Raw genomic sequence first — 26547 nt, forward strand, 5'->3', positions numbered from 1 at the left:
GTTACGTGTAATGCCGGGTCGGTACGGTGATGTCGTATCCCGAGTCCAGCAGTTCCGGCAGATAGTCGCGCAGCGCACGGACGCTCTGCGAGCGGTCGCCGCCCGCGTCGTGGGAGAGCACCACGACACCCGGGGCGGCACCGCGCTCGACCCGGTCGGCGATGGTGCGGACGCCGGGCGTCATCCAGTCGAGGGTGTCGACGGTCCAGCCGAGCGGCTCCATGCCGAGGTCTGCGCCGAGTTGGAAGGCGGCCCGGTTCCAGGCGCCGTAGGGGGCACGGAACCAGACGGGCGGCTCACCGCAGGCGTCCTCGACGACCTCGCTGGTGCGCTCCATCTGGGAGCGGATCTCGGAGCGCGTGAGGCGGGTGAGCAGCGGGTGGGACCAGGTGTGGTTGCCGACGACGTGCCCGTCCTCGGTCATCTCGGCGAGCAGGTCCGTGTTGTCGACCGCCATCTCCCCGCACACGAAGAACATCGCGCGTACGTCGTGCTCGCGCAGGGTCCGAAGGATGTCCGGGGTGTATCGGGGGTCCGGGCCGTCGTCGAAGGTCAGCACCATGGTGCGGCCCCGTCCGGACACGCGCAGCAGCGGCTCGTGGCGGACCAGGGTGCGCCCGTGGGCTGCGGCGCGCGGCGGGCCGTATCCGGTGAGGGGTTCGAGGCGGTACGCGGAGGGCTTGAGCGCGCGGTGCGCCGGGGGACCCGCGGCGGGGGCGGCGGGCCGGGCGGCCGGGGGCGTGTCCTGGCCGCCGGTGAGCAGCGCGGCCGTACCGGCCGCTCCCACGGCGGCGGCCCCGCCGATCGTCAACGCCCGGCGCCGTGTGAGCAACTGATCCTTCGTCATGACTCATCAGTCGCCCCGTCCGGTCCTGACGCCCCGCATCGACACCGGTGCGGCGGCAGGAAAACACCCGTTGGGCCCAGTACGCGCCCGCGCCTCCCGGATGGCGGCGACGGCCGGTTTCCCGGCGCCCGGCTGCCGATCATGCCCGCCCCGCGTGCCCGCCGGCGCCCTTGCTCCCGTTAGCCTCGCAGGGTGACGGAACACCAGCACTCAGCGCGGGACGGGCATCGGTTCGAGCGGGGCACGGACGGTCCGAAGGTCATCGTGGTCGGCGTCGACGGCTCCGACTCCTCACTCCGTGCCGCCGCCTACGCCGCGGGGCTGGCCCGGCGCCAGCACGCGCTGCTCGCCCTGGTGTACGTACAGCCGGTGATGACGGCGGGCGCCGCGTTCGGGGCGCCCGTGGCGGAGACGACGGACAGCATCGCGGAGGATCTCATCGCGCAGATCCGGGAGTCGACCGAGCAGGTCAAGGGGATATTCGATGTCCGGTGGGAGTTCCACACCCTGCGCGGGGACCCGTACGCGGGCCTGGTGAAGGCCGCCGACGACCTCAAGGCGGACGCGGTGGTCGTCGGCACGTCCGAGCAGGCGGGCCACCGGATCATCGGTTCGGTCGCGGTCCGGCTGGTGAAGGCGGGCCGCTGGCCGGTCACGGTCGTGCCGTAGCGGCTCCTACCGGCCCATCGTCAGGCCGTCCTGGCCCGCGCCCCGGCTCAGGACCACATCCCGGATACGGTCGCGCACGGCGCCCACGTCGGCCCCGCGCGCGAGCGCCTCGTTCAGGTTCACCACCCGGCCCGCGTCCGGGTCGTACTCCTGGGGCAGGAACTCGGCCCGGGTCACCTCCCAGCGGTCGCCCTCGCGGGCCGGCGGGGCGAAGGTGAAGCGGCCGAGAGTGCCCTGGTTGCCGCGCGGGTCGGACAGTCCCTCGTGGTTGGTCATCGCGCCCGCGATCTGGTCGCCCATGCCGTAGATCACCCAGGTTCCGTTGACCTTCTCGTAGGCCTGCGGGACGTGGGCATGGGTGCCGAGGATCAGATCGATGTCGGGACGGCCGCCGTCGGTGCGGGAGGCGGTGAGCCGGTCGGCCAGGCCCAGTTGGGTCTCGTCGGGCTCGTCCTGCCATTCGGTGCCCCAGTGCAGGGACACGGCCACGACATCGGCGCCGGCCCGGCGGGCGGCCCGGGCGTCGGCGACGATCCGGTTCTCGTCGATGAGGTCGACGGCCCAGGGCTGCCCGGCGGGGAGCGGGTAGCCGTTGGTGTCATAGGTGTAGGAGAGGTGGGCCACCTGGGCGGCGCCCGCGCGCAGGAGCGTGACCGCGTCCGCCTCCTCCGCCGTGCGCGCCGTTCCCGCGTGGCGTACGCCGGCTCGGTCCAGCGCGTCCAGGGTGCGCTGGATGCCGTCGGCCCCGTCGTCCAGGGTGTGGTTGGAGGCGGTGGAGCAGCCGTCGTAGCCCGTGTCCGCGAGGGCCTGGGCGATCTGGGGCGGGGACTTGAAGGCGGGGTAGCCGCTGTAGTCGCCGTCGGCTCCGTACACGGTCTCCATGTGGCAGAGCGCGAGGTCGGCGCGGGAGACGACAGGGGTGATTCCGGCCAGCATCGGGCGGAAGTCGTAGCCGGTGCCACCCGCGTCGGCGTTCGCGCGGGCGATGACCGAGTCGTGCGGCAGGACGTCACCGGAGGCGACGAGGGTGAAGCCGCGGGCGGGCGGCGGCGCCGCGGGACGTCCGGTCGGTCCGGGTGGCTGTCCGCCCTGGCAGGCGGCGGTGGCCGCGACGAGAAGGGCCACCGCCAGTCCCCTGGTCGCCGGCAGGCTGCGCATGATCATCGCCTCACCCCGTTGCGGTCGTATGTACATATGTATCTGTACGAATCCGTATACGGCCTCAAACGGGGAAGCGGCCGTTCAGATGAGGAACCCGCCGTTCAGACCGTTCGTCGCACCGTTCGTCGACGGGTCCGACCGTCCGCCGCACACTCCGGTCCACGGTCTGTCCCGAATCGGGACCCTGCGATGCCATACGGCCATGACGGCCGGAACCACCATCACCCACGGGACGACGACCGCCGAGCACGAGCTGGCCGCGCTGCAGCGCGAGCACGGCCGACCGCTCTTCGCCCTGCTGCTGCGCCTGTGCGACGGCGACCGGCAGCGCGCCGAGGACCTGGTGCAGGAGACCCTCGTACGCGCCTGGCAGCACCCCGAGGCGCTGCGCGCCGACGACTTCGAGTCGGTACGGCCGTGGCTGCTGACCGTCGGGCGGCGGCTCGCCATCGACGCGCGGCGGGCCCGGCAGGCGCGGCCCGCCGAGGTCGGGGACGCGATCCTGGAGAACGCCCGGGTGTGTGCCGATCACGCGGAACGGTCCGTGGCGACCCTCGATGTGCGGGAGGCTGTGAAGACACTCACTCCGGAGCACCGTGAAGTCCTGGTGCTGGTGTATTTCCAGGGGGCGAGTGTGGCGGAGGCCGCGGCGGCACTGGATATCCCGCCCGGTACGGTGAAGTCTCGCGCGTACTACGCGCTGCGCGCCCTGCGCCGAGTCCTTCCGGGTTATGCGGCCGACCTGCGGTGAAACCAATGGTTGGGTCAAACCTCGGTAAAGCGCCTTGCTGAGGACCATGGTTGAGCAATCAGCTGTCTTCATCCGTTGTACGGACCGGGCGAAGTCCCGGAGGCCCGGGGTCGGGCGACGCGCACGCACCGGAGGAGGGCAGGAAGGGATGCTGCACAGAGGTCAAGAGAGCACCGACGGCACCGGCGGGGGCGAACTCACCGTGCCCATGGCCTGGTTGTACGCCGAGTACATCGCCGACGAGCTGTTGCGGACGGGCGACCTGATGCCGCCCACGTCCTTCGAGTTCCGCGCGGGTCGGGACGCGCTGGCGCTCACCATCTTCCTGTCCGACACCAGCGGTGAACTCTCGGGCATCCGGGTCATCACGCAACTGGAGAAGTGGCTTTCGCTGACGGCGTACGACCAGCCCTGGCAGGACTGGGTTCGGACACGTATTTCCAGGTTGGCGGCCGACGCACTCGAATCGAGGGCGCCGGCACCGGACTTGGACATGGCCGCCGCCGCCTGGCGCTGGCTGGAGGAGACCGAGCTGCTCGCCCCGGACCTGGACGCCGTACCGGGAGGCGGGCCGGTGCTCGGTGAGGACGACGGACCGAAGGTGTGGACCCCTGCCTGGCGGCTGGGACTGCCTCTCGGGCATCTGGCGATCCATCTTTTTTAGAATCCGACCAATCCGCGCTCCCCTCCGCTCCGAACACCTTTGGTCTCGATTCGGTATGGGGCTTGAGTGATTCCGCTGTCCGGTGCGTACCGGTGGTAGCAACACCACCCCACCCGTACCATCGGCACGAGGATTCGGCATGAGGTCCCTGGAACTGCATCGCGACGTCGGCGCCTACGCGCTCGGCGTGCTCGACGAGGCGGACGCGTTCCGCTTCGAGGACCACCTCATGGAGTGCCCTCAGTGCGCGGCCCATGTGACCGAATTCGGTCCCGCCACACGGCAGTTGCTGCTTTACCGGCGGGCCACGCCGCGCTCCGTGCACCCCATGACCCAACCCGGTCCCAGACTTCTGGACCGGCTGCTCGGCGAAGTCGCGACCCGGCAGCGCGCCGGCCGTCGGCGCTGGCTGTACGCCGTGGCCGCCTCGGTGGTCTTCGCCGTGGCCGGGCCCGGTATCGCGATCATGGCGAGCGGCGACGCGGACCGGACGCAGCAGGTCACCGCGACCGACGAGCGGTCGGGCGTCTGGGCACAGGTCACCAGTGAGAACACGGCCTGGGGCAGCCAGATCGAACTGAAGGTCAAGGACGGCGCCGGCCCCCGCGCCTGCCACCTCGTCGCCATCGCGGACGACGGCACGGAAGAGACGCTGACCAACTGGAACGTGCCCGAGCACGACGCTCGCGCCAGCACCATGATGGGGGCGTCCACTTTCCACCCGGACCAGATCGATCGGTACGAGTTGCGTACGGTCGACGGGCTGCACCTGGTCACGCTCGACGCGCCGTGAAGCCGCACTTCGACTGCGGCTCCGTTGTGGCTGGTCTCGCAGTTCCCCGCGCCCCTTCGGTGCGCCCCTTCCGGGCGCTACTTCAGCAGGCGTGACATCCGGCGGTCCGCGAGCGGTTTGCCGCCCGTCTGGCAGGTGGGGCAGTACTGGAGCGAGGAGTCGCTGAAGGAGACCTCGCGGACGGTGTCCCCGCAGACCGGGCAGGGCTCGCCGGTCCGGCCGTGCACTCTCAGGCCGCTCTTCTTCTCCGCCTTCAGGCGTCCGGCCGCTAGGCCCCGGGAGCGCTCGATCGCCCCGGTGAGCGTCGTGCGCAGTGCCTCGTACAGCCGCCGGTTCTCCTCCGGCGTGAGTGAGGCGGCGAGCTTGAACGGGGACATCCGCGCGGCGTGCAGGATCTCGTCGCTGTAGGCGTTCCCCACCCCCGCGATCAGGCCCTGGTCGCGCAGCGCCCCCTTCAGCCGGCGCCGCTCCCCCGCCAGCAGACCGGCCAGGCGCGCCTCGTCGAAGTCGTCGGCGAGCGGGTCCGGACCGAGGCGGGCCACACCGGGCACCTCCTGGGGATCGTGCACGACATACACCGCGAGCCGCTTCTGGGTGCCGGCCTCGGTGAGGTCGAAGCCCTCCCCCGTCTCCAGGGCGACACGCAGCGCGAGCGGGCCCTTTCCGGGCTTCGGCGGGCCGTCGGGGAGACGGTCGCGCCAGTGGAGCCAGCCCGCGCGGGCCAGATGGGTCACGAAGTGCGGCCCGCCGTCCGATGTCAGGTCGAGGAACTTGCCGTGCCGGTGCACGGCGGTGACCTCGCGGCCCTCCAGGGCGGTGACCGGTGGGTCGTAGGTCTTCAGGACACTGATCGCGACGGGCAGCACACGGACCATCTCGTGGCCCACGATCCGATCGGTCAAGAAGTCCCTGAGCGCTTCGACCTCGGGAAGTTCCGGCATACGTCCAGAGTGCCACCGCGCGCCCCGGCGCTCAGCTCGTGGGCGGCACCACGAACTCGCACCACACGACCTTGCCGCCGCCCCGCGCCTCGACGCCCCAGTCGTCCGTGAGGAGGTCGACCAGGAGCAGGCCGCGCCCGGAGACCCCGGACTCCCCCGCCTCCCGGCGGCGCGGCAGCGCGCTGGAGGCGTCCTCGACCTCGACGCGCAGCCGGCGGTCGGGGCCGCTCAGCACGCGCAGGGTGACGACCGCCGCGCCCTCGGTGTGCATCAGGGCGTTGGTGATCAGCTCGTCGGCCACCAGTTCGACCTCGTCGGCGCGCTCCCGGGCGCCCCAGGCCCGGACCGCCGCGCCGATCATGTGCCGGGCCTCGCTCAGCGCGTCGGGGTCGGCCGGCGCGACGTGCTGCTGGAGCCGCCCGCCGGACTGCACGGCGGCCAGGCCCCGGCGGCGCAGGAGCAGCAGGGCCACGTCGTCGTCCCCGCTTCGCTCGTCGGCCACCTCGATGAGACAGTCGGCGAGTTCCCAGACGCTCTCCGGGCCCGCGGCGATGAGCGCCCGGAGGGTCCGCAGCCCGTCGTCGAGGTCGGCGCCGGGCTGCTCGATCAGCCCGTCCGTGCACAGCACCAGGGTCTCGCCGGGGTCCAGTTCGAGGGTGGCCACCGGGTAGGTGAGGCGCCCGAACTCGGCGGAGAGGCCGAGCGGCAGCCCGCCGTCGACCGGGACACGGCGGCAGGTGCCGTCGGCGCGCCGCACCAGCGGGTCGAGGTGGCCGGCGCGGACCGCCTGGACCACTCCGGTGGACAGGTCGGCCTCCGCGTACAGGCAGGTCGCGAAGCGGTCGGTGTCGAGTTCGTGCAGGAAGACGGAGGCGCGGGCCATCACCGTGGCCGGCGGGTGCCCCTCTGCCGCGTAGGCCTTCAGGACGATCCGCAGCTGGCCCATGACGGCCGCCGCGTGCGTGTCGTGGCCCTGTACGTCGCCGATGACCGCGCCGACCCGGCCGCCCGGCAGCGGGATCACGTCGTACCAGTCGCCGCCGATGTCCCGGCCGAGCTGGCCGCCGGAGGAGGCGGCGCGGTAGCGGACGGCGATGTCGGCGCCGGGCACGTTGGGGATGGAGCGGGGCAGCATGGCCTGCTGGAGGCCCTGGGCGAGGTCCTTCTCCTGCTCGTAGAGCATGGCCCGCTGGAGGCTCTGCGCGATGCTGGTGCCGAGCGCGACGAGTACGGCCCGGTCCTCCGCCGAGAAGCCGTACCGGTCGTTGTAGAGCAGGCCCATCGCGCCGATCGGCCGGGCCTGCGCGATGAGCGGCAGATAGGCGGCCGAGGTGATCTTCAGGTCGGTGAGGTGCGGCCACAGGATCGGGTACCCGGCCGCGAACTCCTCCGGCGACTCGATGAAACGAGGGCTCAGGGTCCGTACGACGTCGCCCATCGGGTAGGGCTCGTCGATCCGGGTGATGCGGGTGCCGGGCACGGAGGCACCCGCCGGGCCCTCGGCGACCAGCCGGATACGGCCGGCCTCCACCAGGCCCATGACCAGGCTGGCCGCCCCCAGGTGGGGCACACCGTGGGAGTCGGTGAGGACGTCGATGACGTCCTCCACGGTGCGGGCGTGCGCGAGGGCCGCCGTGATGACCTGTACGACGTTGGTCTGGCGGCGCCGGACCTCGTCCTGGGCGGCCTGTTCGGTACGGGCCTGGCTGTCCCGCAGCTCCTGTGTGGCATCGCGGATCAGGCCGATGATCCGGCGCGGACGGCCCGTGTCGTCGCGGCGGATGTAGCCCTGGGTGTGGGTCCAGCGCAGGGTGCCGTCACGGCGGCGGACACGGAAGTAGGCGCCGTAGTTCTCGCTGCCGTCCTTCATCGCCTCGCTGACGGCGGAGTCGAGCCGACGGCCCTCCATCGGGGGCACCCGCACGTTCAGGCTCTCCGGGTGCCCGTCGTATTCGTCGGGGCGCAGGTCGAAGATCTCGAACGCCACGGCGTCCATGTGGAGGAGGCCTGCGTCCAGGTCCCAGTCGAACGTCCCCATGCGGTTGAGCGCCAGGACCGGGTCCGGATGGGCGGGCCAGTCGTCCGGGAGTGACAGGGCGCTCGCTCCCCGATCAGCCATGCGCCCACCCTGCCAGTATTTGGCTGATTCTTCGACTTGTCCGACGGCTTTCGCCGTAAGACCCTCACTCGCCGAAGCCCTCGCAGGGGTCGTACGGAACATGGAAGCCGTACGCGGTGGTGGTCTCGTCGGGAATCAGGCCGCCGCCGTCGGGGAGGTCGGGAATCTCCGGGACCCGGTCGGGGCCGATGTCGCTACAGACATCCTGAGCTGTGCCCGGTCCGGCATCGTCCGGGGGCACGGTTTCCTCGCCCGGCGGGTCACCGTCCCAGCCGCCGACGAGCAGAGCCGCGGAGAGTGCGCAGGCAGTGACAAAGGTTCGCTGCATTCCCCATTGTCTGCGTCGTCCGCTCGGCGTACGCAAGCCGAGAGCGGTCACCCACGGTCACAATGGGAGGAGAAGGCGACGGGAGGGAAGGGTGACGGGAGGGGGAGGAAGAGAGGAGCGGTCGGCGTGGAGTGGTTCGCCGCACCCGACTACTGGCTGAGCCGTCTGTTGTTCCAGCGGGGCCTGGCCTGCGTCTACCTCGTCGCGTTCCTGGGCGCGGCACTCCAGTTCCGGGCACTCATCGGTGAGCGGGGCATGCTTCCGGTCCCCCGTCTGGTCGCCCGCGTGCCCTTCGGACAGGCACCGAGCGTGTTCCAACTCCACTACTCCGACCGCTTCTTCGCCGTCTGGTCCTGGGCCGGCTGCGCGGTGTCGGTGGCGCTGCTGGCGGGGCTGGACTCGCGACTCCCCCTCTGGGCCGGGATGTTGCTGTGGCTGCTGCCGTGGATGATGTATCTGTCGATCGTCAACGTCGGGCAGACCTGGTACGGCTTCGGCTGGGAGTCACTGCTCCTGGAGGTCGGCTTCCTCGCCGTGTTCCTGGGCAACGACGAGGTGGCGCCGCCCGTCCTGGTGCTGTTCCTGCTGCGCTGGATCCTGTTCCGCGTCGAGTTCGGCGCCGGCCTGATCAAGATGCGCGGCGACGCGTGCTGGCGGAAACTGACCTGCCTCGACTTCCACCACGAGACCCAGCCGATGCCGGGCCCGCTGAGCTGGTACTTCCACCATCTCCCGAAGCCGGTGCACCGGATCGAGACGGGCGCCAACCACCTCACCCAACTCGCCGTCCCCGTCCTGCTGTTCACCCCGCAGCCACTGGCCACGGCCGCCGCGTCCCTGATGGTCGTCACCCAGCTGTGGCTGGTTCTGTCGGGCAACTTCGCCTGGCTGAACTGGATCACGATCGTGCTGGCACTGTCGGCGGTGCGCCTCCCGGACACGGCGCCGACGCCTGCCCCGGACACCCCGCTCTGGTACGAGATCGTCGTCCTGACCGTCGCCATGGCGCTGGTCGGCCTCAGCTACCGCCCGGTCCGCAACATGCTCTCGCGCCGCCAGGTCATGAACCGCTCCTTCGACCCGTTCCATCTGGTCAACAGCTACGGCGCCTTCGGCAGCGTCAGCCGCGTCCGGTACGAGGTGATCGTCGAGGGCACCACCGACGACGTACCGCGTGCGGCGTCCGACTGGCGGGAGTACGAGTTCAAGGGCAAGCCGGGTGATCCCCGGCGCAGGCCACGTCAGTTCGCGCCCTATCATCTGCGGCTGGACTGGATGATGTGGTTCGCGGCGCTGTCGCCCGCCTACGCCGGATCGTGGTTCGGCGCGCTGGTCGAACGGCTCCTGGAGAACGACCGCGACACGCTCCGGCTGCTGCGCGGCTCCCCGTTCCCGCCGGACGCGCCCCCGCGCTACGTCCGCGCCCGCCTCTTCCGCTACCGGTACACGACCTGGCGGGAGCTGCGGGCGACGGGGGCGCGCTGGGAACGGGTGTACGTACGGGAGTTCATGCCGCCGACGCGGCTCGCCGGGTCGGTTCAGAGGCCGTAGACGCGGGTCGCGGTGCCCGCGAAGATCTGCTCGCGTTCGTCCGTGTCGAGGGAGGCGGTCAACTCCTCGGTCAGGGACATCACTTGGCCGTAGGACGCGGCGAGCGTGCACACCGGCCAGTCCGAGCCGAACATCAGCCGGCCGGGGCCGAAGGCGTCCAGGGCCGTGTCCACGTACGGGCGCAGATCGTCGGGCGTCCAGGAGGCGTGGTCCGCCTCGGTGACCAGGCCGGAGAGCTTTCCGGCCACGTTGGGCAGGGCGGCCAGAGAGCGGAGGCCCGAGGCCCAGGGGTCCGGCGTGCCGGAGGCGATCGGCGGCTTGCCCAGGTGGTCCAGGACGAAGGTGAGCTGCGGCAGCGACTCGGCCGCCCTGACGCAGGCGGGCAACTGGTGCGGGAGGACGACCAGGTCGTACACCAGGTCCGCCGCGGCGACGGCGGCAAGGCCACGGTGTACGTCAGGGCGCAGCAGCCACTCCGGATCAGGCTCGCCCTGGACCTGGTGGCGGATGCCCTTCAGGTACTCGCCGCCGGGGAGTTCACGCAGCCTGGCGAGCTCGTCGGCGATGTCGGTACGGGTCAGGTCCGTCCAGCCCACGACTCCCGCGATCAGCTCCTGCTCCGCCGCGAGTGCCAGGAACTCCGGGGTCTCCTCGGGAACGGTGATCGTCTGGACGAGGATCGTGCGGTCGACACCGGCAGCGCGGGTCTCCGGCCGGAGGTCCTCCACGGTGAAGTCCCGGCGCAGTGGACTGTCCTCGGCGATCCAGTCCTGGTCGCGGACGGACAGATCCCACACGTGGTGGTGTGCGTCGACGACCGTCACGGCAGCTCCCAGACCACCGGCAGACCCGACTCCGTGCCCTCGGCCGAGTAGTCGTGGACCACGTCGAGGAGTTCGGCCATCCGGGCCTGCCAGGCCACGTTGACCGGCAGTTTCTCCAACTCGGCGAGGAGCAGGGCGTAGTCCGCGCACTCCAGGACGTGGAAGAGGTCGGTGCCGCTGCGCCAGATCGTCCAGGAGGTGGCGCCGGCCGCGCGGATCGCGTCGGTCAGCTCGACGGGGACCTCGCGGTGGGCGGCGTCGTACTCGGCGACGCGGTCGGCGCGGACCTTGGTGTGCAGGGCCACTCTCATGACGACTCCTTGGTGGACAGCAGACCGGTGTCCCTGAGTTCCTGCCAGAAGGCCTCGGGCACGGGCACGGCGAACTGCTCGGCGCAGTCGCGGACTTCGGCGGCCGAACGGGTGCCGACGAGCACGCCGGCGACGGCCGGGTGGGCAGCGCAGAAGGCGAGCGCGGCGGACCGCAGGGTGATGCCGTGGTGGTCGGCGACGGACTTCATGCGCAGAGCGCGGTCCAGCAACTCCCCCGACACCGTCGCGTAGTTGTATGTCGACCCGGGCCTCGGGTCCGCCAGCAGACCGGAGTTGAAGGCGCCGCCGATCACGACGGACGTACCGCGTTCGACGGCGGCGGGCAGCAGTTCGGTGAGCGCGCTCTGGTCGAGGAGCGTGTAGCGGCCCGCGCACAGGACCACGTCGACGTCCGTGTCCCGGACGAAGCGGGTGAGCATCTCCGCCTGGTTCATGCCCGCGCCGATCGCCCGCACGACGCCTTCCGAGCGGAGTTTCTCCAGTGCCGGGTAGGCCTCGCGGAAGGCCTCCTCGGCATGGTCGTCGGGGTCGTGGAGGTAGACGACGTCGACGTGGTCGACACCGAGCCGCTCCAGGCTCGCCTCCAGGGTGCGGCGTACGCCGTCGGCGCTGAAGTCCCAGACGCGGTGGTGGGTGGCGGGGACCGCGAAGCCGTTGGCGAGGTCGTCGCCCGCCGGAACCTCGGTGGGTTCGAGGCGGCGGCCGACCTTCGTGGAGATCGTGTACGCCGAGCGCGGGTGCTCGCGCAGGGCCGCGCCGAGGCGGCGTTCCGAGAGGCCGATGCCGTAGTGCGGCGCGGTGTCGAAGTAGCGGATGCCCGCGCCCCAGGCGGCGGACACGGCATCGTGCGCCTCCTCCTCGGTGACCTCGGTGAAGAGGTTGCCGATGGCGGCGGCGCCGAAGGCCAGGCCGGTGACCTCGACGCCGCTGCGGCCGAGCGCGTGCACCGGCATGGGCACGGGAAAGCCCGCTGAGGTGTTGCCCGGAGTGTTCACCGGGCCGCCGGACGCAGTCGCAGGCCCTGCATACCGCCGTCGACGGCGAGTGAGGTGCCGGTGGTCGCGCCGGACAGCGGGCTCGCCAAGTAGGCGATGGCGCCCGCGACTTCGGCTGCCGAGACCAGGCGGCCGGTGGGCTGGCGGGACTCCAGCGCGGTCCGCTCGGCGGCGGAGTCGGCGGCCGAGTCGAGGAGGCGGCCGACCCACGGGGTGTCGACCGTCCCCGGGTTGACGCAGTTCACGCGGACGCCCTCACGGACGTGGTCGGCGGCCATGGCCAGGGTCAGCGAGTACACGGCACCCTTGGTGGCGCTGTACAGGGCGCGCTGCGGCAGGCCCGCCGTGGCCGCGATCGAACAGGTGTTCACTATGACGGCGTGCGCCGAGTTCCGCAGGTGCGGCAGCGCGGCACGGGCCGTGCGGACCATGCCGAGCACGTTGACGTCGAAGACGCGCTGCCATTCCTCGTCGGCGTTGTCCTCGACGGTGCCCTGGGCGCCGATCCCGGCGTTGTTGACGACGATGTCAAGGCCGCCGAGGTCGGTGACGGCGGCGGCCACCGCCTCCCGTACGGACGTGTCGTCGGTGACGTCGGCACGGTAGCCGCGCAGCGGTTTCTCGACCGACGACGGGTCCAGGTCGAGGACGGCGACCTGTGCGCCGCGCGCCGCCAGCAGTTCCGCGGTGGCCCGGCCGATGCCGGACGCGCCGCCCGTGACCAGCGCCTTGAGACCCTCGAAGTCGGTCATGCGGCCTGTCCCTTCTCCCTCGCCAGGTCGGCGGCCCAGAAGCTGCCGCCGGGGTACGTGAACTCCGCGATGGACTCCGGCCGCATGGTCGCGGAGAAGCCCGGTGCGGTCGGTGCCAGGTAATGACCTTGCCTGATCACCACGGGGTCGAGGAAGTGGCCGTGCAGATGATCGACGTACTCGATGACCCGGTTCTCGGTCGTGCCGGCCAGGGCGACGTAGTCGAACATCGAGAGGTGCTGGACGAGTTCGCACAGGCCGACGCCGCCCGCGTGCGGGCAGACGGGAACACCGAACTTGGCCGCGAGCAGCAGGATGGCGAGGTTCTCGTTGACGCCGCCGACGCGGGCCGCGTCGATCTGCACGATGTCGACGGCGTCGGCCTGCAGGAGCTGCTTGAACACGATGCGGTTCTGGACGTGTTCGCCGGTGGCGACCTTGACGGGGGCCACGGCCCGGCGGATCGCCGCGTGGCCGAGGATGTCGTCGGGGCTGGTGGGCTCCTCGATCCAGTAGGGGTCGAACTCGGCGAGCGCCTTGGTCCAGCGGATCGCCTCCTCGACGTCCCAGCGCTGGTTCGCGTCGATCGCCATGCGGATGTCGGGGCCGACGACGCTGCGGGCGACCCGGCAGCGCCGTATGTCGTCCTCGAGGTCCGATCCGACCTTGAGCTTGATCTGCTTGAAGCCGTCGGCGACGGCCTCGGCGGCGAGCCGGGTGAGCTTCTCGTCGTCGTAGCCGAGCCAGCCGGCGGAGGTGGTGTAGGCGGGGAAGCCCTTGGCCAGCAGGTCGGCCGTGCGTTCGGCGGCACCCTCCCGGCCCCGGCGCAGCAGGTCGAGAGCCTCCGCGGGGGTGAGCGCGTCGGTGAGGTAGCGGAAGTCGATCTGCTGGACGAGCCACTCGGGTTCGGCCTCGGCGAGCAGCCGCCACAGGGGCTGGCCCGCGCGCTTCGCGGCAAGATCCCATACGGCGTTGACGACCGCGCCGATCGCCATGTGCATCACGCCCTTCTCGGGTCCGAGCCAGCGCAGCTGGCTGTCGCCGATCAGGTCGCGGTTGAGGGTGCCCGGGTTCGCGCACAGCTCGTCGACGGACCGGCCGACGACATGACCGCGCAGCGCGTCGATCGCGGCGACCTGGACCTCGTTGCCCCGCCCGATGGTGAAGGTGAACCCATGCCCGGTGTGCCCGTCGGCCGCATCGGTACGCAGCACGACATAGGCAGCCGAGTAGTCGGGGTCGGGATTCATCGCGTCGGAGCCGTCGAGCTCACGCGAGGTGGGAAACCGGATGTCGTAGGTGTCGACCGCGGTGACGCGGGCGGGGGTCGGGGACACGGGATGCCTTTCGGTCAAGTGGCAGGGGCTCGCCGGGCGGAGCCTCAGGGGGTTCGGACGGCGGTGGGGAACAGCTGAGCGGGCCTGGCCGGGTGGCACCCCTCAGGGGCGCGGGGAACTGTGCGACAAGCCCCCGGCGCCCCGTGGACGGGGAACCGTTCGGCCGGCGGCGCTCCGCTCATCAGTCCTGGGCCCGCCCCGTCGTCACACGGGCGATCATGAGCGCCACCAGGATGATTCCGCCGTAGATCGCCTGGATCCAGAACGACGGCACCTGGGCCAGCGTCAGCAGGTTCTGCACAACACCCAGCAGGAGTACGCCGGTCAGCGCACCGAACATCGTGCCCTTGCCGCCGTCGAGGCTGATGCCTCCGATGACAGCCGCGGCGAACACGGTGAAGATCATGTTGTTGCCCTGGTTGGCACTGATCGCGCCGACGTACCCGGTCTGCATGATCCCGCCGACGGCGGCGAGCGCACCGGCGACGACGAACACGCCGAGCATCACCCGTTCGACGCGGATACCGGCTGCCCGGGCCGCGTCCGCGTTCCCGCCGATCGCGTACAGGGCGCGGCCGACGCGGTGGTACTTGAGAACCATGCCGGCGACGGCGAAGCAGGCTCCGGCCACCCACACGGACAGGGGCACGTGGAGGAACGTGGTGGTGGCGAGGGAGTAGAAGGAGTCGGGCATGCCGAACAGGGTCTTGCCCTTGGTCGAGCCGACCAGCAGTCCACGCAGCACGATCAGCATCGCGAGCGTCACGATGAACGCGTTGAGCTTGAGTTTGACGACCAGGAGGCCGTTGAACGCGCCGACCGCCGCGCCGACGACGAGGATCGCCAACAGGGCGAGTGCGGCGGGGAATTCGGTCCCCCACCCGGACTGAGCGACCGGCAGTACCAACAGCGCTCCGATGGCCGGGGCGATGCCGACGACCGACTCCAGGGAGAGGTCGAACTTGCCGGTGATGAGGACGAGCGACTCGGCCAGCACGACCATCGCGAGTGCCGCGGAGGCACCGAGGATCGAGATCAGGTTGCGTTCGGTGAGGAACGAGTCGTTGACCACCGTACCGAGCACCATGAGCAGCAACAGAGCTGGTACCAGGGCGAGTTCACGGGCGCGGCGGAGCAGTACGGTTTTGGCCGAACGCGGGTCCGGGGCCCGTAGGGGGGCGAGCGGTGGGGCCTTCGTGTCAGCCATGTTCCACTCCTTCTATGGAGGCGATCAGCTCGTGGTCGTGCCAGCCCGCCGGATGTTCGGCGACGACACGGCCGTGGAAGAGGACGAGGACTCGGTCGCAGCGGCGCAGGTCGTCGAGTTCGTCGGAGACGACCAGGACGGCGGTGCCGTCCTCGCGGGCGCTGTCCATGCGCGCGAGGAGCGACTCCTTGGACTTCACGTCGACGCCCGCGGTGGGGTTGATGAGGACGAGCAGTTTGGGGTCGGAGGCGAGGGCGCGGGCCATGACGACCTTCTGCGCGTTTCCGCCGGACAGGTCGGAGACCGGCTGTTCGGGGCCCTCGGCGTGGATGTCGAGGCGTTCGATGAGCTCGGTGGCGAAGCCTCGTTTGCGGTCGCCGGAGACGAATCCGTACCGCCCGAGCCTGCGCAGGACGCTCATGGTGGCGTTGTCGCCGATGGTCATGCCGGAGACGAGCCCCTGTTCGTGCCGGTCTCGCGGCACACAGGCGACGCCTGCCGTCAGTGCCGCCTGCACGTCACCGAAGGGCAGCCGTCCGCCGTCGAGTTGAGCCGATCCGCCGGTCGGTGTGTGCAGCCCGGCGAAGGACTCGGCCAGCTCGATCTTGCCGCTGCCGCTGGATCCTGCGAGCCCGACGACCTCACCGCGACGAACGGTCAGGTCGATGTTCTCGTACGCCGCCGAGGTGAGCCCCTCGGCGGCCAGCAGCACCGGCTGCCCCGGCTCGACTCCCCTGGGGGTGACGGCCTGTTCGGCGACCGACTCCCCGGCCATGGCCTCGATGAGGGCCTGGCGCGGGAGGTCGGCGACGGGGGCTGTGGTGATCCAGCGGGCGTCGCGCAGGACGGTCACCTTCTGGCACACCTCGTACACCTCCTGGAGGTGGTGCGAGATGAACAGGAAGGTGACGCCGGAGTCCTGGAGTGCGCGCATCCGGGTGAAGAGCCGCTCGATCTCCCGGCTGTCGAGCTGGGCGGTCGGTTCGTCGAGGACGATGAACCGGGCGCCGAAGCTCAACGCCCGTGCGATCTCCACCATTTGGCGGTCCTCGACCTTGAGGTCGGCGGTGCGGGCCTCCGGGTCGACATGGACGTCCCAGGTGTCGAGGAGTTCGGCCGCCTCGGTGCGCAGCCGGCGCCAGCTGATGACGCCGCCGCGGCCGGCCGGCTGCCGGTTGATGAAGAGGTTCTCGGCGACCGTCAACTCGGGGACGACGGTCGGCTTCTGGTAGACGCAGGCCACCTTGGTGCGCCAGGCGTCGCGGTCGGTGAGCGGGGGTGCGGGCTGGCCGTCGAAGCGGACCGTGCCCTCGTCGGGCGCCTGGAGACCGGTGAGGATCGAGACCAGGGTGGACTTTCCGGCGCCGTTGCGGCCGACGAGGGCGTGCGACTCACCGGCCAGGACGGTGAGTCGACCGTCCTGGAGCGCGGTGGTCGGACCGTACCGCTTGGCGATGCCGTGGGCCTCGACAAGCGGTACGAGAGAGGTGTCCGGGGTTTCCCGTTGCTGGCTGCTCATCCGACTGTGTTGCCCCACAGGTCGGGGTCGTCCACGTTGTCCTTGGTGACCAGCGGCGCGGACAGCTGGTCCTCCAGGAGGCCGTTGGGCAGCTTGACGATCTCGGAGTCGTGATCGGTGGGCCCGGGCTTGAACGTCTTTCCGGCCATCGCCGCCTTGATGTAGTACATGCCGTACTTGGCGTAGAGGTCCGCGGGCTGCGAGACGGTCGCGTCGATCTCACCCTTGCGGATGGCGTCGAACTCCTGCGGGATGCCGTCGTTGGAGACGATCGCGATATGACCGGGCTGGCCCAGCTTCTTCAGCAGCCCCTTGGACTTCAGGGTCTGCAGCGTGGGCGCGAGGTAGACGCCGCCGGCCTGCATGTAGATGCCCTTGAGGTCCGGGTTGGCGTTGAGGAGCGTGTCGAGCTTGGAGGCCGCGGTGTCCGACTCCCACTTGGCGGGGATCTCCAGCACCTTGAGCTTCGGGAACTTCTCCTTCACACAGGCGCGGAACGCCTCCGACCGGTCACGGCCGTTCACCGACGCGAGATCGCCCATGATCTGGACGACCTTGCCCGAGGGGATCTGCTTGCCGAGGTACTCGCAGGCCTGCTCGCCGTACGCGACGTTGTTGGCGCGTACGACCATCGCGACCTTGCCCTTCTCGGGCGCCACGTCGACGGCCACGACGGGCACGCCCTTGCGCTCGGCCTGGTCGAGGCCGGCCTCGATGGCGGCGCTGTCCAGAGGCGCGACCACCAGGCCCTTCACGCCCTGGTTGAGCTGGTTGTTGATGTCGGTGATCTGCTGCGAGGGGTCGCTGTTGGAGTTGACGGTCTTCAGCGCGTCGACGCCCTCGGCCTTGGCCATCTTCGGCACGTAGTCGTTGTACGCCTGCCAGAACGGCGAGGTCAGCAGCGGAAGGACCACTCCGACCTTGCCCGTCCCGTCACTGTCACCGCCGGAGGAGACGGTGTCCTTGGTGCTGCCGCAGGCGCTGAGCACCAGGCCGGTACAGGCGGCCAGGGCCACCACACCGAGGCTCCGCGCTCTGGCGGGCTTCTTCGGGTTCCCCACTGTTCGGTTGAGCATTTTGGTAGCTCCTCGTTGAGCGTGATCGAGCGGATGCCGCATATTTATCAGACCACTTCCAGGTAAGAACAGCCCATCGGGCCAAATTTTCCTAGATTCCGTCAGTAGTGGTCCGACCAACCCTCTGGTTAGACTGCGGCGGACCCGGCGACAGGAGGACACGGCGTGGACGAGATCCCGGCCAGGAACGGCGAGGCCGCCCCACAGAAGGGCACCGTGACGCAACGCGCCATCGACCAGATCAAGGCACTGATCGGCGAGGGCCGGCTGGAACCGGGTGAGCGGCTGCCCACCGAGCGTGATCTCGCCGCCCGGCTGGGTATCTCGCGCAGCTCGATGCGGGAGGCGATCCGGGCGCTCACCGTGATGGGCGTACTGGAGGCCCGGCACGGCTCGGGCATCTACGTGACCCAGCTGGAGGCCGGCGACCTGCTGGAGACCTTCGGCGTGGTCGCGGACCTCTCGCGGGGCCCACGGCTGGCCGAGCTGCTCGAGGTCCGGCGCATCCTGGAGTCGACGGCGACCGCCCTGGCCGCAGCCCGGATAACCCCGGCCCAGCTCGCCCAGGTCGAGAAACACCTCACGGCAATGAACACCACCGATGATCCCGAGGAAATCCTCGCCCACGACCTGGCATTCCATCGCGAAATCACCGCAGCGGCAGGCAATGACAGTATGGCGGCGATCTTGGAGGGTCTCTCCTCCCGCACCTTCCGCGCCCGTGTCTGGCGCGCCTACCAGGAAGAGGGCGCCTTCACCCGCACCCGCCGCGAGCACGCGGCGATCCACCGCGCACTCGTCGCCCATGACCCGGAGGCGGCCCGGGCGGCAGCAGCGGCCCACGTCGGCGAGGTGGAACAGTGGCTGCGGGGCCAGGCCGCGTCCCCGCCCTCGGATGAGCACCAGGCCTGAGCAGGGCACCGGCAAACGGCGGGTGCGGCACGGAACGCCGACCGCACCCGCGTACGACGCCCACTCGCGACCGTCAGCCCACCGCCGACCGGTACAGCCCGAACTCCGCGACCCGCACGTGTGCGCGGGCCTGTGTCACCCGGACCCGCCACCGCCGTGCCCGGACAGGAGCCGCCAGCAGCAGAATCCGGCTGGCGCCGACCGTGCCCGCGCCCGCCATCCGGGTCCAGCGGTCCCCGGTGAACGCCTCGGCCTGCTGTCCGTGCCGGATGCCCTCCGCGAGCCGGACCCGGTCCACCTCGCACTCCCTGCCGAGGTCGACGGTGACGACACCGGGAGTCCGGGCGCAGGAGCAGTTGGTTGAGCTTGTGGTACGCCATGTCGCGTACGAGGTTCTCCAGCCACGGTGTCGAGATGTGGATGCAGCAGACGCACACGCCGACGCCCCGCTCCGCGTACCGGGGTACGTCGACCGTGCGTCCGGCGGGGATCCGGTCGCCCTGGGCGAGGAGCCGGAGGAGGGTACGGGTGCCGTAGAACGCGCCCGCCTCGGCGGCACCGGTCACCGACAGCCGTGCGCCCGCCCGGAGTTCGTACCCCTCGGCGCCGAGTGCGGCCCGCCCCGTGGCCACGTCGACAACGATGTCACCGGACCGTGCACCGCCGCTCACCACGGGGACGATGCCGTGGCCCCCGTCGCGCAGATCGTCGGCGAGCGTGTCCGCGACCCTGCCTCGGGCACGGAGTGGGCGACCATGCGGGCAGCGCCGCCGTACCGATAACTCCCCTGCTCCGGTGTCCAGTTGGCGAGGGCGGGCACGGTGACCGGGATACTCGCCGCCACTGCGCCCGCGGCGGCCGGAACCGGGGCGGCCAGCAGCAGGAGGGTCACCAGCGCACCCAGAAGCCGACGTCTCGGCTACCTACTCATCTGGAAGCTCCCATTCATCGGAGGTGTGCTGATTGGGCGCGCCCCGGACAGTGACAATGGGGTCCGGAGCCAGGCGAGTCGGCCAGTGATCGGATGACCAGCGACTCCGCCACGGGAACCAGGAGTCCCGGTGGCAGAAAAGTCCACGAGACACGGGCCGAACGTCCAAGCCCGACGACACTCGACGCCAATCCGTACTCGCAAGTAGCCTCATCGCCTCACGCGTTGCACGATGTGTCGCATCCACCCCGAGGAGCCCCTGTGACCAGCTGGGTCGGCCGTACCGCCGTCGAGATCGCCGCCGCCGTACGCGAGAAGCGCATCACACCGCGTGAAGTCGTGGCCGAGCATCTCGCGCGCATCGAACTGCTGGACGTCCGGGTCGGAGCGTTCCGCCGGCTGCGGGCCCAGGAGGCGCTGGCCGAGGCGGACGAGGTGGCCGGCCGCGCCGACCTGGCAGACCTCCCGCTCGCGGGCGTACCCCTCGCGGTGAAGGACAACCTGGGCGTGCGTGGCGAGTCGACCCGGCACGGTTCCACCGCGACGCCGGACGCCCCCGCCGACGACGACCACGTCACCGTGGCCCGGCTCCGCGCGGCGGGCGCGATCGTCGTCGGGGTCACCAATGTGCCGGAGCTGTGCATCTGGGGCACCACGGAGGGCCCGCTCGGCACGGCCCGCAACCCGTGGGACACCACCCGCACGGCGGGCGGTTCCTCGGGCGGCAGCGCCGCGGCCGTCGGCGCCGGGATGGTGCCCGTCGCGCTGGGCAACGACGGCATGGGCTCACTGCGCATCCCCGCCGCCAACTGCGGTGTCGTCACGATCAAGCCGGGTCTCGGGGTCGTCCCGGCGGGCATCGGCAACGGCGACTGGTTCGGCATGTCGGAGAACGGTCCGCTGGCGACGACGGTCGAGGACGCCCGCCTGCTGCTGTCGGTCCTCGCGGACACGGAGTTCGTACGGTCGGACGCGCACGCCGGCCGCAGGATCGCCCTCTCCGTCCGCAGCCCCATCACCGGCGTCACCGTCAGCAGGCCGTTCACCTCCGCCGCACGCGAGGCCGCCGCACTGCTGGACAGCGCCGGTCACCAGGTGCGGCCCGCCGACCCGCCGTACCCGCTGTCGATCGGCGTGACCTCGTTCACCCACTGGACGGCGGGCACGGCGCGGGACGCGGAGGGCTTCGACCGGGGCGGACTGACCCGGCGCACCCGGGTCCACGCGGCTGTCGGGCGCCGGTTCGTCGGCCACGTCGAGCGGGGGCAGCACAAGGAACAACTGCGTCGGCGCCTCGAACCGTTCTTCGCCGAGCACGACGTGCTGCTCACCCCGGCACTGGCCCGGCGCTCTCCCACCGCCGCGGCCTGGCACGAACGGGGCTGGCTGCGCAACGTCCTCGCCAACACGAACTACTCGCCGATGACGCCCCCGTGGAACCTGACGGGCTGGCCGGCGATGGCGGTGCCGTTCGGCACCGCCATCGGGCGCGCCCTGCGCCGTGCAGTTGGTGGGCCGCCCGGGCTCTGAGGCCGTACTCCTCGACGTGGCCCAGCAGTTGGAGGAGCTGCACCCCTGGCAGCGGACGGCTCCGCTCGCCTGACCGCGGCCGGTCGCAGGCCGCGGCTCACCGGAAACTCCTCGATCGGCATGGGCGCGAGTCGGGCACACCCATGCCGACGGCGATCTCGACAGGTCCTGTCGGGGCGTCAGTCGACGCTGGGCAGGATGTGGGGCTCGGCGAGGTCGTCCTCGTAGCCCGCCAAACGGATCGGGGCCGACCTGGCCCAGACGTCGAGGCTGCCGAGCCGTTCGCTTCGGTCGCCGGGGGCCGCCGTGCGTTCTGCGGGGCCTTCTTCGAGCTTCGTCTTCTCCGGTGTCACCGCGCACTCCTTATGTGTCGGGTAACCCTCAGGACATTCGGGACCAGACTGATGCCGGCCGCTCTACGTCCACTCGGGTCTGGGTCGGGAACAGTCAGGACGCGGTGGCGCCGGTAACGGACCGTGGGTGTGGGTGGAACCCGGTCGTGCTGCCCGTCCGCTCCAGTATTAACCAAATGAGCGGGTGCCCGCTCGATGGGGTGAAAACAAGGAGTAAAGAACTCAAGTCGCTCAGTGTTCATTCAGCCATAATCTGCGGTTGTTTGTAACCTTGAGCACGGTTTGCGCTTCACCCGTACGGCTCAGTCGACGCCCCCACGTACGCCATTGCCGGAACACGTCCGGCAGTTCAGCTCCCGTTGGCCCGCACGCAAGTCGGCCCTGATCTGCTGGCCGACGGCAACGGCTGGTCCCGCCGTAGGACTCGGGAGGACTGACGTATGGAGCTGCGCGGCGTCGAGGAGCTGATGGATCTGCTGCACGCCTGCCGGGGCACCCCGGAGCACGGCGGCGGCCCGGTCGGTCCGGTCGATCTGCACCAGCACGCCCTCCAGACGGCCGCCCTGCTGCGCCGAAGTCGCCCCGCCGACAAGGAACTCCAGGTGGCCGGCCTGGTCCATGTCATCGGCCGGCTCCTCGTGCCCGGCGCCCCCGCCCGGCACGCCCGGGTCGCGGCGGACGCCGTCCGGCACCTGCTCGGCGAACGGGTCGCCCGCCTCGTACACGACAGCCCCTACGCCACGGACCTGGACCCGCACATGGACGCCGACACGCTTGCCCTGCGCCAGGCGGACGAGGCCGGCCGGGTCCCGGGGTTCGACGCGGGCGTCCTGGAGGACTGGCGCACACTGCTGGAACTGGTCGCACAGCAGCGCTCCCGGCTGGGCGCCGTCGACTGAACGCCGCCGCCCTCGAACCCCCTTACGTCCAGGGGCTGTTGGCTGACGGCCCGTCATGAGACGGTACGCGGATGACGTCGCCGTACGGACTCGACGGGCAGGTTGCCCTGGTCACCGGGGGCACACGCGGGATCGGGCTGGCCGTCGCCCGGGCGCTCGTGGGGGCGGGAGCGAGGGTGTGTGTGACGGCCCGTGACCCGGAGGGCGTGCGGCGGGCCGCCGAGTCGCTCGGCGGAGTCGGGCTGGCGGGCAGTGTCGCCGATCCGGCACACCTGTCGGCGTTGACCGAGTTCACACTCGACGCGTTCGGGCGGCTCGACATCGTGGTGAACAACGCGGCGACCAACCAGCCCTACGGCCCGCTCATGGACGCCGACCCGGACACCTGGCGCGAGGCGTTCACGATGAACGTCGAGGCTCCGCTGCGGCTGACACAGTGCGCGTGGCGGGCGTGGATGCGCGACCACGGCGGCACCGTGGTCAACATCTGCACGGAGGGCGCCACACATGTCGGCCCCCACATCGGCGCGTACGGCACCAGCAAGGCGGCGCTGCTCCACCTCACGCAGCAACTCGCGGGCGAACTGGCCCCGAGGGTAAGGGTCAACTCGGTCTCCCCCGGCCTCGTCCGCACGGAGATGGCCCGCTTCGTATGGGAGCACGGCGAGGTCACCGGCCTACCACTCGGCCGAATCGGCGAGCCCGAGGACATCGCCCACGCGGTGCTCTGGCTGGCGTCGGACGCGGCGGAATGGGTAACGGGGACAGACCTGCTGGTGGATGGCGGAACCCGTGTACGTCCAGCGCAAACGGGGACGACATACACGGTCCATGAACACTTGCGGCTGCAGAGACCCACCTAGGGGCGCGGGGCGGTGTCAAATTGCGGCTCCGCCGCGTGGGCGCGACCAGCCCCCCACTACCCGCACGCGCACCGCCGGCTCCCGCCTACCACTTACCGGGCGCGTAGTCCTTCATGAAGACCCCGTACAGATCCTCCCCCGCCTCGCCGCGCACGATCGGGTCGTACACACGAGCCGCCCCGTCGACCAGGTCGAGCGGCGCGTGGAACCCCTCGTCGGCCAGGCGCAGCTTGTCGTAGTGCGGGCGTTCGTCCGTGATCCAGCCCGTGTCGACCGAGGTCATCAGAATCCCGTCGGCCTGGAACATCTCCTGCGCGCTGGTGCGGGTCACCATGTTCATCGCGGCCTTCGCGGCGTTCGTGTTCGGGTGGCCCGCGCCCTTGTAACCGCGGCCGAACACCCCCTCCATCGCCGAGACGTTGACGACGTACGCCCGCTTGCTGACCGCGCCGCGCGCCGCCCCGGCCATCGCCGGCCGCAGCTTGCTGATCAGGATGAACGGCGCCGTGTAGTTGCACAGCTGGGTTTCGAGAAGCTCCACCGGGGAGATCTGCTCGATGGTCTGTACCCAGGTGTTGGTGTCGACGACGTCGGGGACGAGGCCGCCCGCGTCGATGGCGGTGCCGTCGAGGTGCCGGGCGACGCTGGCGTTGCCCGCGACCAGGGCGAGGTCGGCGACCTTCTGGGCGTCGATGCCGCTGATACCGACGGGCAGCGCGGCCAGTCCGTCGACCGCGCCGGAGTTGAAGGCGCCGATGACGTGGTGGGCGGGCAGCTCACCGGCCGGCAGCGGAGCGCTCTCCGCCTCGACCAGCGCGGCGTACGCGGAGGGCAGCCGGCGTACCGTCTGCGTCGCGTTGTTGATGAGGATGTCGAGCGGACCCTGCTCGGCGACCCGGTCGGCCAGGGCCACGACCTGCGCCGGGTCGCGCAGGTCGGTGCCGACGACCTCCAGGCGGTGGAGCCAGTCCGCCGAGTCGTCCATGGCCTTGAAGCGGCGGATGGCGTCCTTCGGGAAACGGGTGGTGATCGTGGTGTGCGCGCCGTCGCGCAGCAGCCGCAGCGCGATGTACATGCCGATCTTGGCCCGGCCACCGGTGAGCAGCGCGCGCTTGCCGGTGAGGTCGGTGCGGGCGTCGCGGCGGGAGCGGTTCAGGGCGGCGCAGGCCTGGCAGAGCTGGTGGTAGAAGTAGTCGACCTCGACGTAGCGCGTCTTGCAGGTGTAGCAGGAGCGCGGGCGCTGGAGTATCCCCGCGATCTGCCCCTCCTGGGTCACCGACGACGGCAGGATGCCCTCGGTCTCGTCGTCGATGCGCTGGGCGGAGCCGGTCGCCGTGGACTCGGTGACCGCCTTGTCGTGGGCGGTCTTGGAGGCCCGGCGCTCCTGCCGGCGGCGCTGCTTGACCGTGCGGTAGACACCGGCGGTGGCGCGGCGCACGGCGATGGCGTCGGGGTGGTCGACGTCCAGCTTGTCGAGTTCTTCGAGCACGCTGAGGCAGACGGCCATGCGCTCGGGGTCGATGCCGGGGCCGTAGGAGACGTCGCCCACGTCGTCCGAGCCGTCCACGGCCGTCGGGCCGTCCTCTGTCACCGTCATCGCGCTGCCGTTCCCTGGGTCGCCTTCGCGGCGCTCAGACCGCGCCCGCTCTCGAACAGGCGATTTTACGGAAGCCCCGGCCCAGTCACCAAACCCGCGACGATCATGACGCGGGTCACAGGGTGCAGGCGGCGACCAGCGTCTCCACCTCGGCGGACAGCGCGGCGGCGAACCGGTCGAGGTCCGGCACGGCTTCCGCGTCCGCGACGAGCCCGAAGTGGACCTGGCCCCGGTAGGTCGAGATGGCGACCGCCAGCGACTGGCCCTGGGCGAGCGGGGCGAAGGGGTAGACCTCGGTGAGCGGGTTGCCGCCGAGCCTGAGGCCGAGACTGGGCAGCGGCACGCTGGTCACGAGGATGTCGAACCAGAGCCGGGCGGCCTGCTTGACCAGCGGTCCGCCGAGCCGGTGTCCGAGCGGCGGCACATGGTCGGCGAGCAGCGCGACCGCGCCCGCGCCCCGCCCGGGGCCCGCGTCCTTGTTGCGGTCCATGGCCCTGCGTACGGAGTCGAGGCGCCGGAGCGGGTCCGGGTCGTCGACGGGCAGCCGCATCAGGTACCCGGAGAGCCGGTTGCCCTGCGGATGCGCGGTGCGCGGACGTCGTTTGGAGACGGGGATGAGCGCGCGCGGGGCGACTCCCTCGCTTCCGTCGCCGCGCTCGTCGAGCCAGCTCCGCAGGGCTCCCGCGACGACGGCGATGAGTACGTCGTTCACGGTGCCGCCGACGGTCTTGCGCACCCGGTGGACCTCGTCGAGGTCGATGGCGACTCCGGCGGTGCGGCGGGTGCCGGTCGGTTCGGCGACGAGCGCGGCCGACGAGCGTGTGTTCAGGGTGTTCAGGCCGGAGCGGGCGACGGACACGCCGATGTCCAGGGCGCGGCCCACGTCGGAGAGGGCGTCGCGCACCAGCCCCGGCAGCTTGCGCACATCCGGGAAGAGGCCGGTGACCGGCTGTTCGGGGCGTGGGCGCGGCTTGGGCAGATCCAGGGGGTCCATGACGCCGGCGGCGAGGGTCAGTGCGCGCAGGCCGTCGGCGAGGGCGTGGTGGAACTTGAACAGCACGGCGAAGGAGGTGCCGTCCTCGCCGGGCAGCACGTGTGCCTCCCAGGGCGGCCGGCCACGCTCCAGCGAGCGTTCCATGAGCCGTCCGGCTTCGGCGTGGAAGTCGGAGGCCGGGGCGTGCAGCCGGACGTGGTCGAGCGGGTCGAAGTCCGGTGCGGTTTCGCGGGTGGCTCCCCCGAAGGCCAGCGGGAGCAGGGGCTGCCAGACGTCCCGGATGCGCATACGCAGTCCGGGGACGGCGGCGGCGCGGGCGGCGAGCAGATCGGCCGCGTGGGCTCCGGCGGTGGGTGAGCGGGACGGGAAGACACCGAGTGCGCCCAGGTGCATGGGGTGCAGGTCGGAATCCATGTTCCAGAACGCCAGGTCGAGGGGGGCGAGCAGGTCCGAGGTCTCAGAGGTCAAGGGATCACTCTCGCGTCGACGACGGGTGAGTCAGCAGTCAATCGCCTACGGACGATTACGGTCAAGCACGATCAAGCTACGCTCAGTTAACAGCGGATTAAGTCCCGCCGCTTCGAGAGCGGCGGGACTCAGGT

25 protein-coding genes and 2 pseudogenes are annotated in these 26547 nt (G+C 71.0%); 9 read left to right on the forward strand and 18 right to left on the reverse strand.

Translation table 11 applies throughout. The features are described from left to right. Position 1 precedes the first annotated feature (1 nt). Positions 2-847 (reverse strand): polysaccharide deacetylase family protein, encoded by an 846-nt coding sequence (locus IEY89_RS03995; protein ID WP_189145845.1) that lies wholly within the window; start codon positions 845-847, stop codon positions 2-4. A 192-nt stretch (positions 848-1039) separates the two neighbouring features. On the opposite strand from IEY89_RS03995, the gene IEY89_RS04000 reads away from it, so the two are divergent. Beyond that, entirely contained in the window at positions 1040-1516 is a 477-nt protein-coding gene (locus tag IEY89_RS04000) for a universal stress protein (protein ID WP_189145846.1), read from the forward strand. A gap of 6 nt (positions 1517-1522) precedes the next feature. Here IEY89_RS04000 and IEY89_RS04005 read toward each other — a convergent pair whose 3' ends face one another. Further along, positions 1523-2680, reverse strand: coding sequence for a CapA family protein (locus tag IEY89_RS04005; RefSeq protein ID WP_373287187.1), 1158 nt, complete (start codon positions 2678-2680; stop codon positions 1523-1525). Between the two features lie 199 nt (positions 2681-2879). Between IEY89_RS04005 and IEY89_RS04010 the strand changes: the two genes are divergently transcribed. The 3 genes from IEY89_RS04010 (at position 2880) to IEY89_RS04020 (ending at position 4885) form a co-directional block, all read left to right on the forward strand. Continuing rightward, positions 2880-3428 carry a sigma-70 family RNA polymerase sigma factor gene (locus IEY89_RS04010; RefSeq protein WP_189145847.1) on the forward strand — a complete coding sequence of 183 codons (549 nt, stop codon included), beginning with the start codon at positions 2880-2882 and terminating at the stop codon, positions 3426-3428. A gap of 148 nt (positions 3429-3576) precedes the next feature. Next, on the forward strand, positions 3577-4092 hold the full coding sequence (locus IEY89_RS04015) for a hypothetical protein (RefSeq protein WP_164316922.1): 516 nt from the start codon (positions 3577-3579) through the stop codon (positions 4090-4092). 139 nt (positions 4093-4231) lie between these two features. Continuing rightward, positions 4232-4885 (forward strand): zf-HC2 domain-containing protein, encoded by a 654-nt coding sequence (locus tag IEY89_RS04020; RefSeq protein WP_189145848.1) that lies wholly within the window; start codon positions 4232-4234, stop codon positions 4883-4885. Positions 4886-4962: 77 nt separating this feature from the next. Here IEY89_RS04020 and IEY89_RS04025 read toward each other — a convergent pair whose 3' ends face one another. From IEY89_RS04025 to IEY89_RS04035, 3 genes are all read right to left on the reverse strand, one after another. Then, on the reverse strand, positions 4963-5826 hold the full coding sequence (locus IEY89_RS04025) for an Fpg/Nei family DNA glycosylase (RefSeq protein ID WP_189145849.1): 864 nt from the start codon (positions 5824-5826) through the stop codon (positions 4963-4965). 31 nt (positions 5827-5857) lie between these two features. Then, complete coding sequence (locus tag IEY89_RS04030; RefSeq protein ID WP_189145850.1) at positions 5858-7945, reverse strand: SpoIIE family protein phosphatase; 2088 nt, start codon at positions 7943-7945, stop codon at positions 5858-5860. Positions 7946-8009: 64 nt separating this feature from the next. Continuing rightward, positions 8010-8273 carry a hypothetical protein gene (locus tag IEY89_RS04035; RefSeq protein WP_189145851.1) on the reverse strand — a complete coding sequence of 88 codons (264 nt, stop codon included), beginning with the start codon at positions 8271-8273 and terminating at the stop codon, positions 8010-8012. A 126-nt stretch (positions 8274-8399) separates the two neighbouring features. Between IEY89_RS04035 and IEY89_RS04040 the strand changes: the two genes are divergently transcribed. Further along, positions 8400-9824 carry a lipase maturation factor family protein gene (locus IEY89_RS04040; protein ID WP_189145852.1) on the forward strand — a complete coding sequence of 475 codons (1425 nt, stop codon included), beginning with the start codon at positions 8400-8402 and terminating at the stop codon, positions 9822-9824. On the opposite strand, the gene IEY89_RS04045 is transcribed toward IEY89_RS04040, so the two are convergent. From IEY89_RS04045 to IEY89_RS04080, 8 genes are all read right to left on the reverse strand, one after another. Further along, positions 9812-10648: an amidohydrolase family protein gene (locus IEY89_RS04045; protein WP_189145853.1), complete on the reverse strand. Its 837-nt coding sequence runs from the start codon at positions 10646-10648 to the stop codon at positions 9812-9814. The genes IEY89_RS04040 and IEY89_RS04045 overlap by 13 nt on opposite strands. Next, entirely contained in the window at positions 10645-10959 is a 315-nt protein-coding gene (locus tag IEY89_RS04050; RefSeq protein ID WP_164316911.1) for an L-rhamnose mutarotase, read from the reverse strand. Before IEY89_RS04050 ends, IEY89_RS04045 begins: the two co-directional genes overlap by 4 nt. Next, a complete protein-coding gene (locus IEY89_RS04055; RefSeq protein ID WP_189146092.1) occupies positions 10956-11927 on the reverse strand; it encodes an aldo/keto reductase in 972 nt (323 codons plus the stop codon). Before IEY89_RS04055 ends, IEY89_RS04050 begins: the two co-directional genes overlap by 4 nt. A gap of 44 nt (positions 11928-11971) precedes the next feature. Further along, entirely contained in the window at positions 11972-12727 is a 756-nt protein-coding gene (locus IEY89_RS04060) for an SDR family NAD(P)-dependent oxidoreductase (RefSeq protein WP_189145854.1), read from the reverse strand. Then, positions 12724-14064, reverse strand: coding sequence for an L-fuconate dehydratase (locus IEY89_RS04065; protein ID WP_189145855.1), 1341 nt, complete (start codon positions 14062-14064; stop codon positions 12724-12726). The genes IEY89_RS04060 and IEY89_RS04065 overlap by 4 nt, the downstream gene beginning before the upstream one ends. A 181-nt stretch (positions 14065-14245) precedes the next feature. Further along, complete coding sequence (locus IEY89_RS04070) at positions 14246-15271, reverse strand: ABC transporter permease (protein ID WP_189145856.1); 1026 nt, start codon at positions 15269-15271, stop codon at positions 14246-14248. Beyond that, complete coding sequence (locus tag IEY89_RS04075) at positions 15264-16790, reverse strand: sugar ABC transporter ATP-binding protein (protein WP_189145857.1); 1527 nt, start codon at positions 16788-16790, stop codon at positions 15264-15266. Before IEY89_RS04075 ends, IEY89_RS04070 begins: the two co-directional genes overlap by 8 nt. Further along, positions 16787-17866 carry a sugar ABC transporter substrate-binding protein gene (locus IEY89_RS04080; RefSeq protein ID WP_189145858.1) on the reverse strand — a complete coding sequence of 360 codons (1080 nt, stop codon included), beginning with the start codon at positions 17864-17866 and terminating at the stop codon, positions 16787-16789. Before IEY89_RS04080 ends, IEY89_RS04075 begins: the two co-directional genes overlap by 4 nt. Positions 17867-18031: 165 nt before the next feature. Between IEY89_RS04080 and IEY89_RS04085 the strand changes: the two genes are divergently transcribed. Next, positions 18032-18778: a FadR/GntR family transcriptional regulator gene (locus tag IEY89_RS04085; protein WP_189145859.1), complete on the forward strand. Its 747-nt coding sequence runs from the start codon at positions 18032-18034 to the stop codon at positions 18776-18778. A 73-nt stretch (positions 18779-18851) separates the two neighbouring features. Here the strand turns inward: IEY89_RS04085 and IEY89_RS04090 are convergent, their stop codons facing one another. Together IEY89_RS04090 and IEY89_RS41850 are read right to left on the reverse strand one after the other, a co-directional pair. Beyond that, entirely contained in the window at positions 18852-19076 is a 225-nt protein-coding gene (locus IEY89_RS04090; protein ID WP_373287188.1) for a hypothetical protein, read from the reverse strand. A gap of 229 nt (positions 19077-19305) precedes the next feature. After that, positions 19306-19581 (reverse strand): annotated as a pseudogene (locus IEY89_RS41850) (glycoside hydrolase family 20 zincin-like fold domain-containing protein); the annotation flags it as partial. Between the two features lie 389 nt (positions 19582-19970). Here IEY89_RS41850 and IEY89_RS04100 point away from each other — a divergent pair. After that, positions 19971-21312 (forward strand): annotated as a pseudogene (locus IEY89_RS04100) (amidase). A gap of 106 nt (positions 21313-21418) precedes the next feature. Here IEY89_RS04100 and IEY89_RS04105 read toward each other — a convergent pair. Continuing rightward, positions 21419-21592 (reverse strand): hypothetical protein, encoded by a 174-nt coding sequence (locus IEY89_RS04105; protein WP_189145860.1) that lies wholly within the window; start codon positions 21590-21592, stop codon positions 21419-21421. A 440-nt stretch (positions 21593-22032) separates the two neighbouring features. Between IEY89_RS04105 and IEY89_RS04110 the strand changes: the two genes are divergently transcribed. Together IEY89_RS04110 and IEY89_RS04115 are read left to right on the forward strand one after the other, a co-directional pair. Further along, complete coding sequence (locus tag IEY89_RS04110; RefSeq protein ID WP_189145861.1) at positions 22033-22491, forward strand: hypothetical protein; 459 nt, start codon at positions 22033-22035, stop codon at positions 22489-22491. Positions 22492-22562: 71 nt separating this feature from the next. Next, entirely contained in the window at positions 22563-23354 is a 792-nt protein-coding gene (locus tag IEY89_RS04115) for an SDR family oxidoreductase (RefSeq protein ID WP_189145862.1), read from the forward strand. An 85-nt stretch (positions 23355-23439) separates the two neighbouring features. Here IEY89_RS04115 and IEY89_RS04120 read toward each other — a convergent pair whose 3' ends face one another. Beyond that, entirely contained in the window at positions 23440-24951 is a 1512-nt protein-coding gene (locus IEY89_RS04120; RefSeq protein ID WP_189145863.1) for an SDR family NAD(P)-dependent oxidoreductase, read from the reverse strand. Between the two features lie 115 nt (positions 24952-25066). Next, positions 25067-26413: a wax ester/triacylglycerol synthase family O-acyltransferase gene (locus IEY89_RS04125; RefSeq protein ID WP_189145864.1), complete on the reverse strand. Its 1347-nt coding sequence runs from the start codon at positions 26411-26413 to the stop codon at positions 25067-25069. Between the last annotated feature and the right edge of the window lie 134 nt (positions 26414-26547).

The sequence above is a fragment of the Streptomyces lacrimifluminis genome (genome assembly GCF_014646095.1).
GTDB lineage: Bacteria > Actinomycetota > Actinomycetes > Streptomycetales > Streptomycetaceae > Streptomyces > Streptomyces lacrimifluminis.

Coding starts and splice junctions, on each gene's coding strand:
- IEY89_RS03995 (WP_189145845.1), bottom strand. CDS start 847: ATGACGAAGGATCAGTTGCTCACACGGCGCCGGGCGTTGACGATCGGC.
- IEY89_RS04005 (WP_373287187.1), bottom strand. CDS start 2,680: ATGATCATGCGCAGCCTGCCGGCGACCAGGGGACTGGCGGTGGCCCTT.
- IEY89_RS04010 (WP_189145847.1), top strand. CDS start 2,880: ATGACGGCCGGAACCACCATCACCCACGGGACGACGACCGCCGAGCAC.
- IEY89_RS04015 (WP_164316922.1), top strand. CDS start 3,577: ATGCTGCACAGAGGTCAAGAGAGCACCGACGGCACCGGCGGGGGCGAA.
- IEY89_RS04020 (WP_189145848.1), top strand. CDS start 4,232: ATGAGGTCCCTGGAACTGCATCGCGACGTCGGCGCCTACGCGCTCGGC.
- IEY89_RS04025 (WP_189145849.1), bottom strand. CDS start 5,826: ATGCCGGAACTTCCCGAGGTCGAAGCGCTCAGGGACTTCTTGACCGAT.
- IEY89_RS04030 (WP_189145850.1), bottom strand. CDS start 7,945: ATGGCTGATCGGGGAGCGAGCGCCCTGTCACTCCCGGACGACTGGCCC.
- IEY89_RS04035 (WP_189145851.1), bottom strand. CDS start 8,273: ATGCAGCGAACCTTTGTCACTGCCTGCGCACTCTCCGCGGCTCTGCTC.
- IEY89_RS04050 (WP_164316911.1), bottom strand. CDS start 10,959: ATGAGAGTGGCCCTGCACACCAAGGTCCGCGCCGACCGCGTCGCCGAG.
- IEY89_RS04060 (WP_189145854.1), bottom strand. CDS start 12,727: ATGACCGACTTCGAGGGTCTCAAGGCGCTGGTCACGGGCGGCGCGTCC.
- IEY89_RS04070 (WP_189145856.1), bottom strand. CDS start 15,271: ATGGCTGACACGAAGGCCCCACCGCTCGCCCCCCTACGGGCCCCGGAC.
- IEY89_RS04075 (WP_189145857.1), bottom strand. CDS start 16,790: ATGAGCAGCCAGCAACGGGAAACCCCGGACACCTCTCTCGTACCGCTT.
- IEY89_RS04080 (WP_189145858.1), bottom strand. CDS start 17,866: ATGCTCAACCGAACAGTGGGGAACCCGAAGAAGCCCGCCAGAGCGCGG.
- IEY89_RS04110 (WP_189145861.1), top strand. CDS start 22,033: ATGGAGCTGCGCGGCGTCGAGGAGCTGATGGATCTGCTGCACGCCTGC.
- IEY89_RS04115 (WP_189145862.1), top strand. CDS start 22,563: ATGACGTCGCCGTACGGACTCGACGGGCAGGTTGCCCTGGTCACCGGG.
- IEY89_RS04120 (WP_189145863.1), bottom strand. CDS start 24,951: ATGACGGTGACAGAGGACGGCCCGACGGCCGTGGACGGCTCGGACGAC.